Below are 14,976 nucleotides of genomic sequence, written 5' to 3'. Positions count from 1 at the left end.
GCCTGTCGAGCTTCGGAGGGAAGCCGACAGGAGGGACGGCCGTGGGGAGGCTGGGACCGGAGGCGATCGTGTGCGCACGGGTTCTGCAGGAGCGCGGGAGGAGCGTGCGGAGCATCGCCGCGGATCTCGGCGTGGACGAGAGCACGGTGCGCTATCGGCTGCTGCGGCTTCGTGCCCAGAGCCCGGATGGCCGGCGAGGCAAAGCCGAGGCGTGCCACGCTCACGACGCCGTGATCGAGCTGTGGATGCGGCAGCAGGCGGCAGCGCCTGGCCGGCCGGAAGGTGTACGGGTCCTGTATGACCTGCTGGTCTGCGAGCACGGCTTCACGGGGACCTACAAGTCGGTGCTGCGCTACGTCCGGCGCCGGATGCCGGCGCCGCCAATGCGCCCGGTTCGCCGCGTGGAGACCCGTCCCGGCGTGCAGGCGCAGGTCGATTGGGTGCAGAGCCGGCCGCTGATCATCGAGGAGCTGAGCGACCGTCCGATGCGGCTGCAGGCGTTCGTGATGACGCTGAGCCATAGCCGGATGTGGGCGGTGGTCTGGAGCATCCGGCAGGACCTGCTGGCTTGGCTGGAGTGTCACAACCGGGCGCTGACATGGCTCGGCGGCGTGCCGGCCTCGATCCGGATCGACAACCTGAAGACGGGCGTGGCGCAGGGCGCGGGCGCCTGGGCGGTGCTGCATCCCGGGTACGCGTCCTATGCCCGGCAGCTCGGCTTCATCATCGATCCGTGCCGGGTTCGGATGCCGCAGGACAAGGGCAAAGTCGAGCGCCGCGGACACGATGTGAAGCATCTGCTGGTGCGGGAAGGCGAGCGCTTTGCCAGCGTCGCGGCGCTGCAGACCGCGAGCGGTCAGCGGATCGACGAGCACGCCCATCGGCTGATCTGCCCGGTCACGGGCAGCACGATCCATGCGGCTTGGCAGGCGGAGCAAGCGGTGCTGGCGCCGTTGCCGATGACCTTGCCGCAGCCCTTCGACGTGCAGGTCCATCGCCGCGTCGGACGCGACAGCCTGGTCGCCTTCGAGGGGCGTCAATACAGCGTCCCCTATGGCCATGCCGGCGGCTTCGTCGAGGTGCGAGGCTGCGCCGGGACGGTCGAGATCTACCGCCGCGGAGACCGGATCGCGTGCTTCCCACGGCACACGGCCTGCCGGCTGCTGGTCGACCAGAGCCACTATGACGGCGTGTCCGACGGACCCGTCATTGCGCCGGCACCGCTCGGCCGGCTGGCGCGCCGGCTCGTGTTGCCGCGCAGCTGGGAGCTGCCGCAGATCACGGCTCCGGCCGTGGGCCTGGAGCGCTATCAGCGCGCCGTGGAGGCTCTGTCATGAGCCGGCCGCGGGCCGCGACGGGGCTGGACCGCAGCCGCGCTCTGCTTGAGCGGCTGGGCTGGGGCTTCACGTCCGAACGCCTCGCCGAGCTTGTCGAACAGGGTGTCCGAGAGGAGCTGACGCTCGCCGCCTTCCTCGAGCTCCTGGCGGAATCGGAGACCGCGTTCCGCGAGGAGAAGCGGATCCGGAGCTGGCTCAAGCAGAGCCGCTTGCCGGTCGGCCGGACGGTGGAGAGCTTCGACTTCCTGTTCAACCACAGCATCGAGCGATCGAAGATCGAGATGCTGGCGACCTGTGAGTTCGTCCGCCGCAAGGAGACGGTGCTGCTGCTTGGGCCGCCGGGGACCGGCAAGACCCATCTGGCCGCGGCGCTCGGCGTCAAGGCGGTGCAGAACGGCTTCTCGACGCTGTTCATCGAGGCTGATGACCTGATCGAGGACATGCGCCGGGTCAAGGAGCCGATCGCCAGCAGCGCGCGCCGTCCACGCTATCTGGGCGTGCAGGTCCTGGTCATCGACGAGCTCGGATTCCAGGCACTCGACCGGCGCGATGCCCACCGGCTGTTCCAGGTCGTGAACCACCGCTACGAGCGGTCGAGCACGATCATCACCTCGAACAAGAGCATCACCGACTGGCCGGCCATGCTAGCGGGCGACGAGGCCCTGGCCGCGGCCATCCTGGACCGGCTGCTGCATCATTGCCATGTGGTCCAGACCGACGGCGCCAGCTACCGGCTGCGCCACATCGAGCAGCAGCTCAAGCTCACCACGCCCTCCGCCAGGCCCAACGGGGCCACCGCGGATTAGGCCATTCCGCTCCCGGCTACGCCGCGAGCGGAATGGCCTAATCCAGCATCAGCGACCCAGTGCGGGAAGGTTCGTGTCCCCTAACTGCGGGAAAGTTCGTGTCCATTGACAGCCGTTCCGGCCACGCCGGGATCGTCGCCGGCCGGTTCGCCGGTGAGGACGCCACCGCCGCCGCCTTCGAGGCCCTGATGGCGCTCCCGGACGAGGAGGTGATGCGCGTCCTCGCCGTCGCCATGGGCGAGACGCTGATGGCGGGCGCTCCCGTCGTCGAGGCGGTCGGGACGGAACTCGGCGTGCGCATGGCGGAGGTCTGGCAGGCGGATGACGCCTTCTTCGATCTCGTCCGCGACCGCGCGGTGGTGGACGCGATGCTGGCCGAGGTCGCCGGCCGGGCCATCGCCGATGCGAATGTCTCGGCGACGCTCAAGGCTCGCCGCGGCATCGTCCGCGACTGCCTCGCCGGCGCCAACGGACGGGCCAGGGTCGAGGGCTGGACCCCGGCCTGGATGGCCTTCCCGGCCCGGTCCTACACCGATCGCGGCGCCCTGGCCTGAGGGCGCGGCAGCAGGGGCGGCACGCCGTCCCTGCCCTTCCTGGAGCCGCTCCCGCCCCGCGCGGGAGCGGTCTTTTTTTGCTGGCCGCCGCCATCTCGGCGAGGCTGCCGTGGCCGCGCCGGCATGGTGTCTCTCCGGTGTCCGGCCGGGGCCTGTCCCGCCGCGCGTGGCTTGAGACCTGCGGGCGGCGCCGGCCGGCCCGAAACCCGCCCGGACCGGTTTTCTCCCCGCCGCCTCCGGCGGCTCCTCGCGCCCGCTGCGCTCCAGAAAACCGGTCCGTCCGGGTCCTCCGCTGCCGCTTCGGCCCTGACGGGTTCGGGGCCGCCCGGTCTCGCCCGCAACGGTCCGCCATCGCGGCGGGACAGGCCCCCGCGACATTCAGAAGGAGACACGCCATGTCTGCGATCGGTCACGTCACCAAGCTCGCCACCGGCGGCTACAAGGGCCAGGTCAAGACCCTCTCCATCCGCGCCGAGATCGACATCGTCCCCAACACCGGCAAGTCCGGCGACACCCAGCCCGACTTCCGCGTCCTGACCCAGGGCGTCGAGATCGGCGCCGGCTGGATCCGCACCGGCGAGACCTCCGGCAAGCCCTATGTCAGCCTGTCGCTGGCCGCGCCCGAGTTCGGCCCCCGCAAGCTCTACGCCAATCTCGGCCGCGCCGCCGGACAGGACGATCCCGATGTCTTCGCCTTGATCTGGAACCCGGCCGACTGATCCTCGGCCAGCCGCCCTCGCCACGCGTGGGGGCGGCTCCCCCTCGGCCGCAGTGGCTCCGGCCGAGAGAGCCGCGGCCCCACCGGCAGATCCTGTGACAGGGCTTCGTCTCGGCCTTCTCATCCTACCAGCCGGAGGCGAAGGCCCCGTCAAGGATGCGCGGTCCCCCCGAATTGCTGGCGCAATCCGGCTCCCCCGCGCCCCGCTCCGCGGCGCCTTCGGCGTCCCTGACGGAGCCTCCGCCGGCTGCTCCCGAGAGATGTCCTCGACGAGGAGGACGGCTCAACGATGGAGAATCCGATGCTCCCCTTCGACCATCCGCACGCGTCGTTCGACCGCTTCCCGCAGCTCGTCCGCGACCTCGAAATCGAGTTCGGACCCGATGGACTCGACGCCGTGGTCGAGCGGTTCGTCGAGGCCGAGCTGGGCGAGTTCGTCTGGGACGGCCGCATCGCCGAGAGGCATCTTGGGGTCTATGAAGACGTTGGTGACGACGACTTCGAAGGCTCGGATCGGGTGCGCATCCTGAGCATTTTCCGCGGCCGATATCGGGTCGCGACCTGCGTTGTCGATCGCTCGCGGCGGCTTCAGATGATGCTCGTCATGGTTCACTTCGACGACCTGCCGAGCGCCGAAAGCGCGTTCCTGAACGGCGTCTGAGAGGCTGGTTCTGGGCCTCGGAGAGCGGTCGATCGGCCCGGCCGCTCTCCATTCTCGGGAGCCTGGAGATCGATAGATTGGATTTGAGGGATCGCAGACGGGCGGGCTCGGGGTGGCGGCGGACGGGAGAGGTCGCGGTAGGGCAAGATGAAAGCTCCGGCACACGCCGGCGCCTAAGTCTTTGTCTGCACATCCTTTCCCGTGTCCCACGGCCGTTCGGCCGTGGGACATTCTGGCGCCATGCGCTCCGCGGCCTGCCGGCGGCCGGCGCACTACCCGCCGGTGTCGAGCGCTGGCTCGACCCAGCCGGACGCCCCCTCTCGCAGCAGCCTGGGGCGGGCGGCGTTGGCGGCATCGAGTGCCGGGTATCCGGCGGCAGCGATGTGGGAGTTGATGCGCCTGGTGTCGCGCAGGATGTCGAGATGCAGCGCGCTGGTCTCGATGCTTTCGAGGCGGCCCTCGCGCAGCCGGCCGAAATGCGTCTCGGTGGCATGGCGCTCGAGCTCGCGGAACACCTCCTTCTCGGCGATCAGCCTGGCAGCCGCGTGGGCATCGCCGGTCATGAACACGGCGATGGCAAGCTTCAGGTTTGCCAGCAGGCGCTCGCACATGGCGCGGATCTCTTCCATGCCCTCGTCCGAGAAGGCCAAGCGGAAGCGAACCCTCTTGGCCGCCAGTTCCATCACGTTCTTGTCGATGATGTCGCCGATGTGCTCGAGGTTGATGGCGAAGCTGAGCACGTCCGAATAGCGGCGGCCGGCCTCGTCATCGAAGCCGTCGCGGCTGATCCTCGTCAGGTGCAGCTTGATCGCGCGGTGCAGGCTGTCGACGCCGTCGTCCATGCGACTGATCTCGGCGACGCGCCTGCGGTCGTCGGCCTGGAAGGCCTCGATCACGCCGCGCAGCATGGCCTCGACGATGTCGGCCATGCGCAGGGTCTCCCGGGCAGCGTTGGCCAAGGCGAGATGCGGATCGGACAGAGCACTGTCGTCGAGGTGCAGCGGAGTGCCTGGATCCTGAAGGTTCTCCGACCGGTCGGGCAGCAGCCATTCCAGCAGCCTTGCTGTCGCCGGCAGGATGATGAAGAAGGGGATGGCGAGCACGAGATTGAAGGCGGTGTGGAAATTCGCGGCCAGACGCACCGGGTCAGGGTCGAGCGGGAGCAGCAGGTCGACGATCGGGGCGGCGAGCGGCAGGGCGACGGCGACGCCGACGGTGCGGGTCAGCAGGTTGCCGATCGGCAGCCGGCGATGCGCAGGGTTGCCACTGCCGGCACCCTCCAGCACCGGGTTGATCCCGCTGCCGAGATTGGCGCCGGTGACGAGCGCGACCACTGCCGCCGGCTGGATCACGCCGGCTCCGGCGAGCGACATGATCAGGAGCACGACGGCAACGGAGGAATGGGCCGCCCATGCGAACACGGCCGCAATCAGCACACCAAGCGCCGGGGCCGAGGCGACGAGGCCGAACACCGCGCGCAACGCCGGCACCTGGGCCGCCGGTTCGATCGCCACAACCAGCAGGTGCAGAGCCAGAAGAATCAGCCCAAGACCGATCCAGACCCGGCCAAGGTCGCGGGTCCGGGTGCGGCCGCCGCGCTTGAAGGCGATGACGCCGACCAGGATCAGGATCGGCGCGACCAGCGAGACGTCGAAGGACAGGACCTGCACGATCAGGGTGGTGCCGACATTGGCGCCGAGTATCACCGCGAGCGCCGGGGCAAGACCGATCACGCCGGAGGCGACGAAGGAGGTCGCCATCAGCCCGGTGGCGGTGCTGCTCTGCAGTGCAGCGGTGACACCGAGCCCGATCAGGAAGGCGTTGAGGCGGTGGCGCAAGCTCCGACCCAGCACCCGGCGCAGGTCCGAGCCGAAGGCCCGCATCACTCCGGTCGAGACCATGTGCACGCCCCACAGCAGGAGCGCGACATAACCGGCTAGGTTCAGCAGTGTCAGCGTGCCGGTCATATCGCTGTCCGGGCCAAGACGGATCTCCAATGAACTGAGGTTTCGAAGACCGGACTTTAGGTATCGAAGGTCACCGGCATCCGCTCGCTGCCGTCATGTCGATGGCGAATTTGAGACAACTCACTTGCGCACCTACACGCGGCAGCTGCCACCTTTAGCCGTCTCCTTCGTTGACAGGGCAAGCTTGCTGCTTCGATTGGAGTCTCTGCTCGCGACCCTTGTCTGATCGCCCCGCTCCGCCAGCCTCGCCTGGACAAAGGCCGAGGTGGCGTGCTCGGACAGTGACAGCTCCGTGTTGGCATAAAGATGGCCTCACCGAAGGTGCATGACGCCGCGGTGGCCGCCCGCATAGCGGCACGCCGGAGATGGCCCGGCGCGGCATGACCACCATGACCGGGAGTCGCGATTCGGCGTGCCTCCCGGTCAAGGCGATTGCATGTCAGCCGGAGTGCGGTGCCGTCTCCAACCAGGAATGCCGGTCGCCAGACTGGACCGCGCCATACCGGCCGTCGCAGTCGGCTGCCGGAAGCGGACCTAACCGCATCCGGCCCATCTCGGCCAATCTGGCCGTGCTGGACCGCACAATTGGTGGCCGTCCGCGGCCACAGCCTTTCGGGGACCATTACATGCGCTCAGACGAGCACGGATGCAGTTTCCTCGCGCACGATCACAAAAATCTGGCAGAATTGCCCGATATTCCAGCTTGTCAAATTCAGTGGGAAAATTGGGTGGATTGCAATGCGCGTCCGGAGATTGCGAATCTCGAATTTTCGAGGTGTGTCACACGGAAAGGTAGATTTCGTCGGACATACCCTGCTGGTCGGCGGTAATAATATAGGCAAATCGACTGTCTGCGAGGCGCTCGACCTCGTGCTCGGCCCAGAACGTCTCTATCGCCGACCCGTCGTCGATGAACATGACTTCCATTGTGGACGGTATCTGAGCGACGAGGGAGCCCCAATCGAAATTCGCATTGAAGCGATTTTGGTCGATTTGTCGGACGAGGCGAGAAGGCGATTTGGCGGTCATCTGCGGCGTTGGGACGACCAGGCCGGCGTGTTTCTGGATGACGTGCAAGACGGCCTCGATCAGGCGGATGGCCCCACGGCGGTCTGGGTTCTGCCCCTGGTGTTTGTCGGTCGGTATGATCGCGAGGAAGACGATTTCATTGGCAACACCTTCTTCGATCATCCCACCAAGGAGGTGGGCGCGCTGGACGAGGACACCGAGATCAAGCTGGGCCAAGGTCGTGTCCCCTTTACGCGTGCGCATAAACGGCTTTGCGGCTTTGTGTTTCTGCGGACGCTGCGGACGGGCTCGCGCGCACTCAGCCTGCAGCGCGGCTCGCTCCTGGACTCGGTGCTCAAACTAGGCGGCGCCGGCGCGGTGGAGATGTGGCAGGACACCCTCGGACGATTGCAGGCGCTCGACCCCGCCATCGGCGAAATCGAGCAGTTGAAGCACATCCGATCCGAGGTTCGTTCGCGCATGGGCCGCTTCGTCAATCTGGCGCTCGGCGATGACTCGACAGCCTTCTTCGCCTCGGATCTGACGCGTGAGCATCTGCGCGAGGTCGTGCGTCTGTTCATCGCCGCCCAACCGGGCCAACACCTCGTACCCTTCGGCCGGCTCGGCACCGGCTCGATCAATCTGCTGGTGTTCGCACTGCTAACGTTCATCGCGGAGTTGAAGGACAAGCAGTCTGTGATCTTCGCGATGGAAGAGCCGGAGATCGCCCTGCCTCCGCACACGCAGCGGCGGGTGACAAAGTTCGTGCTCGGCGAAATGGGACAGTCGATCGTCACATCCCACTCGCCCTATGTGATTGAGCAGTTCGACCCGGAGCAGATCGTTATCCTGAATCGCGACGACGCAGGCGCGCTGACGGGGCAACCGATCAGTGCCGAGGCGGTGAAGCCAAAAATGTTCCGCACCGACCGGCGACAGTTCGCCGAAGCCATCCTGAGCCGTGCTGTGTTGGTCGTGGAGGGTTCGACCGAGGCGTCGTTGTTTCCCGTCGCCTCGTCGATCATGGAGGCGAGCCTAGGGGCCGACGCTTACACGCACTTAGATCTCGCCGGTGTCAGCATTTTCAATGCCGACGGTGAAGGGGCCGTGCCGCGGCATGGGCCGGTATTCTCGGCACTCGGCAAACTGTCGTTCGGCTTTCACGACAAACCCAACGCCGCCCTGACCCAAGAAGCGCTCGCCAAGCTGAAGGGCTATACGCATGTCTGGGAGTCGCCCGAAAAGGGCATCGAGAATCTCCTGATCAAGCAGGTGCCTATCGCCGTCGTGCATCGCTTTCTCAACGAAGTGAAGGATCGGTCGGATTATCCGGCGGTCGGCGCCTACGATCCGGCCGCTAAAGACCCCGATGTCGCCGCATTGGCCGCTAAGGTGCTGAAAGCCCGCAAGGGGGACGCACACGGTTATGCGGCGATGCTGGTCTCACACTGCGAAAGTGCGGCAGATCTGCCGGCCACCATTCGGGAGATATTGGAGACAATCCACAAGGCGCTCAGCGCGCTGCCCGAGGACATCGCGACGCCGCCGGTGGATGATCTTGCGGACCTGCTGGGATGAAGCTGGAGCTGTGCGACAAACGCAAGGCGATCATCGCACGAGACGGGCACCTGCTTGTGCTCGGGGGACCAGGCTCGGGCAAAACCACGATCGCGCTGCTCAAAGCGCAGCAGCGGTGCTCCACTTTGAAACCGGGGCAGGAAGTACTCTTCCTGAGCTTTTCGCGAGCCGCGATCCGACAAGTCTTGCTGCGCTGCAAGGAAATCCTGACGCCGGGCGAACGGCGGGCAGTGACCGTCCAGACATATCACGCCTTCTGTATGGAGATGCTGGAGGCGCACGGCCGACTGCTGCATGGGCGGCCGATCCGCTTCCTCTATCCCAGCGAGGAACGCTTGCGGAAAGCGTCGTTCGACGGCGACTGGGATGCCGAACGCCAACGCCAGGCCGTCGAACAGGGGCTCTATTGCTTCGATCAGTTCGCGGCCGGCACCGCTGAGTTGCTCGAGCGCTGCGGGGCCCTGCGTGCGCTGGTGGCCGATCACTTTCCGATGATCATCGTCGATGAGTTTCAGGACACCGATAATGACCAGTGGCGGATAGTGCGGACACTGGCCGAGATGACGGACATGTTCTGCCTTGCCGATCCCGAGCAGCGCATCTTCGACTATCGGGAGGACATCGATCCGCGGCGTCTCGATATCCTCCGCGAGACGATGAAGATCGCCGAATTCGATTTGGGCGGCGAGAACCACAGGAGCCCAAATGCAGGAATCCTGAAGTTCGCGGATGCCGTACTGCGCAACCAAGGTCCGCTGCCTGTGACGTCCGACGTGAAACAGGCGAGCTATTGGCCCAACGCCTTCGCGGCAACGGTCCATGCGGGTGTTATCTGGACGTTCAGCGCGCTGCGCAAGAAGGGGGTCGAGCACCCGAGCGTCGCGGTGCTCTCGCGGAGCAATTCGCTGATTTCCGACCTATCGGCGATTCTCTCGGAACCACATAGCTACAATAACCAGGCGCTGGCGATCGTCGAACATGACGTGGTCTGGGACGCGGAGCTTTCAGCGGCGGCCGCTATTGTCGTCGCCTCGATTCTAGAATGGCCGACAGGTCTCGCGGAGGAGACACTTGCACGTACGCTGCGGCTGCTGGCGGGGTTCTACAAGCTGAAGAATGCAGAGGAGCCGACTAAGAAGGCGGCGGACAACGCGCGCAAGTATGACGAAGCGGCCGTCAAGGTGTCCAAGGGTGAAGGACCGCGCATCGATGCGGCGAAGGCGCTTGTAGTGGCGCACGCGGCGGGCATCACGATGACCGGGGATCCAGTTCCGGATTGGAAGGCCGCGCGCCGGCTGCTCCAGGATATTCCCGCTCTCAACGAACTGTTTCGCGAGGTCCGGCTCGTCCGACTGTTTCGGGCGACCGACGCGTTGGCCGCCGGACTCGGCGACCGCTGGCTGGCCTCCGGCAGCTACGTGGGGGCGAGCGAACTCGTGAAGCGTATCCTCGAGCAGGAACGTCTCATCGCGGCCGAACGCGACCCGCAGGGCTGCGTCCTGATGAACATCCACAAATCGAAGGGCAAGGAGTTCGACGGCGTCGTGCTTGTGGAAGGCGCTTATAAATCGAGCTTCTTCGACGAGCGGACCGAAAGCGCGCCGTTCGAGCGCAGCCGTCGCCTGCTTCGGGTCGGCCTGACGAGGGCGCGTGCCCTTGTAACGATCGTCAGGCCACAGGGAGCGATGCCCCTCGTGGACTAAGATTGATCAGTTTGAAGCACGTAGTGCCGAACGCGCAGTAAATCCTTCGGATCGAAGGCGCCGCTATCCCAGCAGGCCCTCTCGAGCAGCCCCACGGTCAACGCTCATTCACCGTTCGCTCCAGATCGGCGACACTCGCCATCACCTCGTCGAAGGCCGGGATGTCGCCGAAGATCATCGTCGCCATCGCAGCATAGTCACGCCGCAACTCCGCCACCATGCCATCGTGCGGCGCCAGCGCGAACGTCCCGCGTGCCGCAGAGGCCAGATCGAGACCCGGCCGATTGAAGAACATGCGCGCGTGGCTCACGCAGTCCCCGGCCATGTCGAGATCGGTGACGGCGGCGAGCCCGACTTCGGACCGGAGGAGACGGTAGACGTCGTAGTAGTGCCGCGACACGCGCTGTCCGCCGCCGCGCAACTCGCCGCGACGCTCGTACCAGCGACGCAGCCCGTGGAGGATGACGACCTTGTCCCAGAAGGTGCGCGCGGGATCCACCGTTGTCACTGCCCTAACAGTCAACGCGCCCGGTGTTCTTAGGTCATCATCGACGTATGGTCTGATATCGACCGGTCGGTGCGGGTCGAGGGCCGACTTCGCTCCGGACTCGATCTTCACCGCTGGCCGCACATAGCTCCCGGGCGACGTCGCGACGCTCGGATACCAGAGCAGCAGGCTCTGCCCGTCCGGATCGCTCTCGTCCAGCGTTACGCGAAGGCCGACGCTGCCGGTCTCGCGCATCGTCCGGCCCACGATCGCCGTCAATGCCACCAGAAGCGTTTCCCGAATATAGGTCTGGCACGCCGTCTTGATCGCCTCGAGCCGGGCCGCGCGCTTCTTGCCGCTCAGGGCTTCCAGCTCTGCCATGGTGGCGGGCTCGCCAATGTCCTCCCGAAACACTGTTATGTCGATGTCCTCGGAAAACCGATCGATCAGGCCATAACCCTTCGATAGCGAGGTACCGCCCTTGAACAATAGGCGAGGTCCATTTAGCGCCAACCCGTTGAACAACGCGTCGAGCGTCCAGCAGACCCAGAAGTCCTTCTCGACGTTCTGCACGGTCGTGCCGAGCCGGTTGGCGGCAGAGAGATAGAGCCCTTCCCTAGCCTGGCTGCTGGCCCCAATGACATCGAAGAACCCCGGCGTCATCGATCGGCCTCCCGGCGGGGCCGGACTGAACGAATGAAGGTGTCGGAATCGCCACGATGCGGCTCGTGATCCAAGCGGAGATCCGCTTCAGGGCGATCCTGCAGTTCTCCGGCCGACCGCTTCAACAGGTCACGAAGGAAGGCCTGCATCCAGGCCGGAAGCGTCGGCAAACCATCCTCCAGATCCGCGCGAAGGCCAGGACCATGGGCCGGATCCGAGAGGATCGCGAGGAGACGCGCTGTGATCCGATCCCGGTCGTCCGGCTTTGCCAGTGCCTCGCGTAGCCAATGCAGCGCTTGGACGACGCGCATCGCCGGACGCCCAGCCCAGAACAGCTTGCTCGGTGCTGTCGGCCGGAATGTGATCGTCAGATTGTCCAACCGGATGGGACGGAGCCGTGCATCCGTATGGACCACAACCCGGCCCGGAACGGCATCCGAAAGACCGAGATCGTTGGCAGCCGTCATGCCGTCGACCAGCATCCGCGTCTGGTCGCGCCGGGAGATTGCCTCGATGACCGCGCGATAATCTGGCGCGGCTGGCTTGCCGGTCAGTGGATTGAGCCGTGGTTGGTCGTAGAGTCCGCGATCGATGCGGCGCAGGCTTCCGCTGTGCGCCAGACGCTGCAGCGCCTTGTCCACTGCATCGCGCGGGCCGATATTGAGAAAGTCGGTCGGCGTCCACACGCGGGCAGGAGAATGCATCGCCACCTGGCCGGCGATTTGGGACTTGAGATCGAGACTGGAGCCACGCATGTCCGGAGAGTGTATACGTGTTTCGGACAAAGGCAATCTCGATTTGTCCGAAATTTGTATTTACATTTCGGACATCCATTGACACACTAAGTGCCTCACGCTGAGCCATCGAAAACCGCCGATACCCGCCGGAGCTTGCAAAAGCTTCTTTACACGTCCTCGGCCCAGCATTTAATTTGTAATTAATGACCAGGGGTTATAATTAATCCAACATCGTCAGACCTGATATGATTGAACATTTGAACCGAAGAAAGATGAAAAATGAAACTAACAGATCACTTCAACACTTTCATGTCCGATATAGTGAACTTAAATGCCACACGAGTCACACTGCTTGAGGACAGCGTCGAAACCCTGAAGAGTGTGGTGCGCGAATCCGATTGGATGCCAAAAGTCAAGTCCTTCATTCCACAAGGATCGTGGGCACACAAAACCATTATCAAGCCTGTCGAGGACAAGGCCTTCGACGCAGATCTTCTCGTATTTGCTGAGCCAGTTAATGGCTGGACGGCCAAGGACTATCTCTCAACACTCCGTGCTGTTTTTTCCAATCACCCCACCTACAAAGATAAGGTCCGACGTTATTCACACTGCGTCACGATCGAATACGTCGGCGACCGCAAGATCGACATCGCGCCATGCATCGTCGACAGAGGTGGCGTAACGCGACTGGAGGTCTGTAACTTCAACACCGATGCATTCGAACTTTCTGAGCCTAAGAGATATACGGAGTGGCTGATTGAACGAAACGGGTGGACTGGCAACAATGGCTTTCGGAAGGTGACAAGACTTCTGAAATATCTTCGCGATATTAAGGGCACCTTTTCCTGCCCCTCGGTCCTGTTCACGACGCTGCTCGGCAATCGAATCATCTGGACGGACAGCCTCAATTCGAACGACTTTGCAGACCTACCCACAGCGCTGAAGACTATTGTCGGACGCTTGGATGATTGGCTGCAGTCAAATCCCTATAGACCGATCGTTGCCAATCCGGTTCTTTCGTCTGAGGTATTAAGCGATCTATGGAACGATGACCGCTACACCAATTTTCGAGAGAAAATTCACACTTATCGAACCTGGATCGATGACGCCTACGCAGAAAGCGATCGAGACGAGAGCATCGGTAAATGGCGCCGAGTATTTGGCGACGATTTCGCAAGAAGCGCAGTCATCGAGAAAGCGGCGCACGTATCGGATGAGGCGCGTGCGCTGGCTGAGGCCGCATCATTCGGGGTGCGCGGGGTTGTTGGTGACTTGGTGGAACTGTTCATCCGATTCGGGCGCCGGGCGTTGCCAGCCAATTTCGACCGTTTGCCCCACAAGCGACGCCCGAGGTGGACGCGTCTCTCATCGCCCCTATTCCAAGTCAGCATCATCGCAACCCGCCATCCGAGCCGCAACGGACCGATGATCGATACACACGTACCCGGCTCCGCCCCACTGCCAAAGCACAACTGGCTCAAGTTCCAGATCCGCACCGGGGTTGGGACCCCGGTCAGCAGCGACTATGAAGTTCATTGGCGGGTTACCAATACCGACCAGGAGGCAATGCGTGCGAACTCACTGCGGGGTGACTTCGTGCCTTCCGACGAAGGCACATCCCGCTGGGAACAACTCGCGTATCGTGGAGTCCATTCCGTCGAGGCCTTTGTCATTCGAAAACGGGATCAGAAGCTCGTTTCACAAAGCGATCCCTTCTATGTGGTGATCGAATAAGGAGGGGGACGTGAATGAGATTCCCGTCATCCAAAATGATGAGCGGCAACTCAAGCTTCTGCGAGCACGAAAGCAAACATATGCGAACGCGACTCTCCTCATGGTCGTGCAGCTCGGACTTGCACTTGGCATCCCGATCATTGGCGGTATTCTGGCGACGCTTCGACCAGAGCTCAAGGCCTATGTCGCAGCGGCATCGCTTGCAGTTGTCGCACTAGACGTCCTCATCTTGGATCGATCCCAGAAGAAGCTGATCAGACAAGCCGCAAGGATCGGAGAGCAGTTCGACTGCGCCGTCTTTGACCTGCCATGGGACCAGTTTAGCATCGGAGAAAGGGTTGAAGCAGAAGATATACATGCGGCCGCAAAGGCCTTTGCGAGGCGCGCGGATGACGCCAAGTTGAGGAATTGGTATCCAGAGGCTGTAGGCAACTTGCCCCTGCATCTTGCGAGGATCATCTGTCAGCGGACAAATCTTCACTACGACGCTCGACTTCGTCGCAGCTACAGCTCGATTCTGAAGGCGATCTCGATCTGTCTGATCGGTGCTCTCGCCATCTCGGGTCTGATACAGAACGTGTCAATGACGGCTTGGGTGCTTACAATGGCTCCGGCAATGCCTTTCCTTTCCTGGGCCGCCCGCGAGTATTACCGGCAAGTCGATACAGCTGACTCTCTGGAAATGCTTATGAAGGAAGCTCGAAACTTCTGGAAGAGCGCGGTCGACGGTGAATGTGGAGTTGACGTCTGCCGTGCTAGATCGCGCGAATTTCAGAACGCAATCTACAGCCGTCGGGCAACCAGCCCATTGGTTCTGCCATTCCTTTATAAATTCAAACGTCTTGCTCTTGAGGATGAGATGAATGAAGGCGCCGCGGATCTCGTTCACGAGTACGAGAGATCGCTCTCCAGGAATCAGCGAGGCGGGGCGGCGCCGTAGACATAGAAGATAAAGAGGGGCCCTCGCCAAAATCGGCAAGGCCTTCGCCCCATCTCTGGCATGAGACGTCTGATCCAAGGATT

The 14,976-nt window shown here is 63.7% G+C and carries 12 protein-coding genes; 9 read left to right on the top strand and 3 right to left on the bottom strand.

Annotated elements, in window-relative coordinates:
- Positions 1-41: 41 nt before the first annotated feature.
- From istA to LG391_RS18785, 5 genes are all read left to right on the top strand, one after another.
- Positions 42-1,337: an IS21 family transposase gene (istA, locus tag LG391_RS18805; RefSeq protein WP_308013056.1), complete on the top strand. Its 1,296-nt coding sequence runs from the start codon at positions 42-44 to the stop codon at positions 1,335-1,337.
- A complete protein-coding gene (gene istB / locus LG391_RS18800) occupies positions 1,334-2,143 on the top strand; it encodes an IS21-like element helper ATPase IstB (RefSeq protein ID WP_225769566.1) in 810 nt (269 codons plus the stop codon). Before istA ends, istB begins: the two co-directional genes overlap by 4 nt.
- Before the next feature lie 98 nt (positions 2,144-2,241).
- Positions 2,242-2,697: a hypothetical protein gene (locus LG391_RS18795; protein ID WP_225769565.1), complete on the top strand. Its 456-nt coding sequence runs from the start codon at positions 2,242-2,244 to the stop codon at positions 2,695-2,697.
- A 395-nt stretch (positions 2,698-3,092) separates the two neighbouring features.
- A complete protein-coding gene (locus tag LG391_RS18790; protein WP_225769564.1) occupies positions 3,093-3,416 on the top strand; it encodes a DUF736 family protein in 324 nt (107 codons plus the stop codon).
- 300 nt (positions 3,417-3,716) lie between these two features.
- Positions 3,717-4,076, top strand: a complete 360-nt coding sequence (locus LG391_RS18785) for a hypothetical protein (RefSeq protein ID WP_225769563.1) — start codon at positions 3,717-3,719, stop codon at positions 4,074-4,076.
- A 272-nt stretch (positions 4,077-4,348) separates the two neighbouring features.
- Here LG391_RS18785 and LG391_RS18780 read toward each other — a convergent pair whose 3' ends face one another.
- The gene (locus LG391_RS18780) at positions 4,349-6,043 is read right to left on the bottom strand and encodes a Na/Pi cotransporter family protein (protein ID WP_225769562.1); all 1,695 of its coding nucleotides are present in this window, start codon (positions 6,041-6,043) and stop codon (positions 4,349-4,351) included.
- Positions 6,044-6,781: 738 nt separating this feature from the next.
- On the opposite strand from LG391_RS18780, the gene LG391_RS18775 reads away from it, so the two are divergent.
- Both LG391_RS18775 and LG391_RS18770 read left to right on the top strand, forming a co-directional pair.
- On the top strand, positions 6,782-8,629 hold the full coding sequence (locus tag LG391_RS18775; protein ID WP_225769561.1) for an ATP-dependent endonuclease: 1,848 nt from the start codon (positions 6,782-6,784) through the stop codon (positions 8,627-8,629).
- Complete coding sequence (locus tag LG391_RS18770) at positions 8,626-10,332, top strand: ATP-dependent helicase (RefSeq protein ID WP_225769560.1); 1,707 nt, start codon at positions 8,626-8,628, stop codon at positions 10,330-10,332. The genes LG391_RS18775 and LG391_RS18770 overlap by 4 nt, the downstream gene beginning before the upstream one ends.
- 97 nt (positions 10,333-10,429) lie before the next feature.
- Here the strand turns inward: LG391_RS18770 and LG391_RS18765 are convergent, their stop codons facing one another.
- Positions 10,430-11,482, bottom strand: a complete 1,053-nt coding sequence (locus LG391_RS18765) for a nucleotidyl transferase AbiEii/AbiGii toxin family protein (protein WP_225769559.1) — start codon at positions 11,480-11,482, stop codon at positions 10,430-10,432.
- A complete protein-coding gene (locus LG391_RS18760) occupies positions 11,479-12,267 on the bottom strand; it encodes a DUF6088 family protein (protein ID WP_225769558.1) in 789 nt (262 codons plus the stop codon). Before LG391_RS18760 ends, LG391_RS18765 begins: the two co-directional genes overlap by 4 nt.
- A gap of 231 nt (positions 12,268-12,498) precedes the next feature.
- Here LG391_RS18760 and LG391_RS18755 point away from each other — a divergent pair, with 231 nt between their 5' ends.
- Together LG391_RS18755 and LG391_RS18750 are read left to right on the top strand one after the other, a co-directional pair.
- Positions 12,499-13,953 (top strand): cyclic GMP-AMP synthase DncV-like nucleotidyltransferase, encoded by a 1,455-nt coding sequence (locus LG391_RS18755; protein WP_225769557.1) that lies wholly within the window; start codon positions 12,499-12,501, stop codon positions 13,951-13,953.
- 10 nt (positions 13,954-13,963) lie between these two features.
- On the top strand, positions 13,964-14,893 hold the full coding sequence (locus tag LG391_RS18750; RefSeq protein WP_225769556.1) for an S-4TM family putative pore-forming effector: 930 nt from the start codon (positions 13,964-13,966) through the stop codon (positions 14,891-14,893).
- Positions 14,894-14,976: the final 83 nt, after the last annotated feature.

The organism is Inquilinus sp. Marseille-Q2685 (genome assembly GCF_916619195.1).
Taxonomy (GTDB): Bacteria; Pseudomonadota; Alphaproteobacteria; order DSM-16000; family Inquilinaceae; genus Inquilinus.
This window is presented reverse-complemented; position numbering and strand designations above follow the sequence as displayed.

What these genes read in the sequence shown, in the direction of transcription:
- istB (WP_225769566.1), top strand. Translation starts at nt 1,334, where the DNA reads ATGAGCCGGCCGCGGGCCGCGACGGGGCTGGACCGCAGCCGCGCTCTG.
- LG391_RS18790 (WP_225769564.1), top strand. Translation starts at nt 3,093, where the DNA reads ATGTCTGCGATCGGTCACGTCACCAAGCTCGCCACCGGCGGCTACAAG.
- LG391_RS18785 (WP_225769563.1), top strand. Translation starts at nt 3,717, where the DNA reads ATGCTCCCCTTCGACCATCCGCACGCGTCGTTCGACCGCTTCCCGCAG.
- LG391_RS18780 (WP_225769562.1), bottom strand. Translation starts at nt 6,043, where the DNA reads ATGACCGGCACGCTGACACTGCTGAACCTAGCCGGTTATGTCGCGCTC.
- LG391_RS18775 (WP_225769561.1), top strand. Translation starts at nt 6,782, where the DNA reads ATGCGCGTCCGGAGATTGCGAATCTCGAATTTTCGAGGTGTGTCACAC.
- LG391_RS18770 (WP_225769560.1), top strand. Translation starts at nt 8,626, where the DNA reads ATGAAGCTGGAGCTGTGCGACAAACGCAAGGCGATCATCGCACGAGAC.
- LG391_RS18765 (WP_225769559.1), bottom strand. Translation starts at nt 11,482, where the DNA reads ATGACGCCGGGGTTCTTCGATGTCATTGGGGCCAGCAGCCAGGCTAGG.
- LG391_RS18755 (WP_225769557.1), top strand. Translation starts at nt 12,499, where the DNA reads ATGAAACTAACAGATCACTTCAACACTTTCATGTCCGATATAGTGAAC.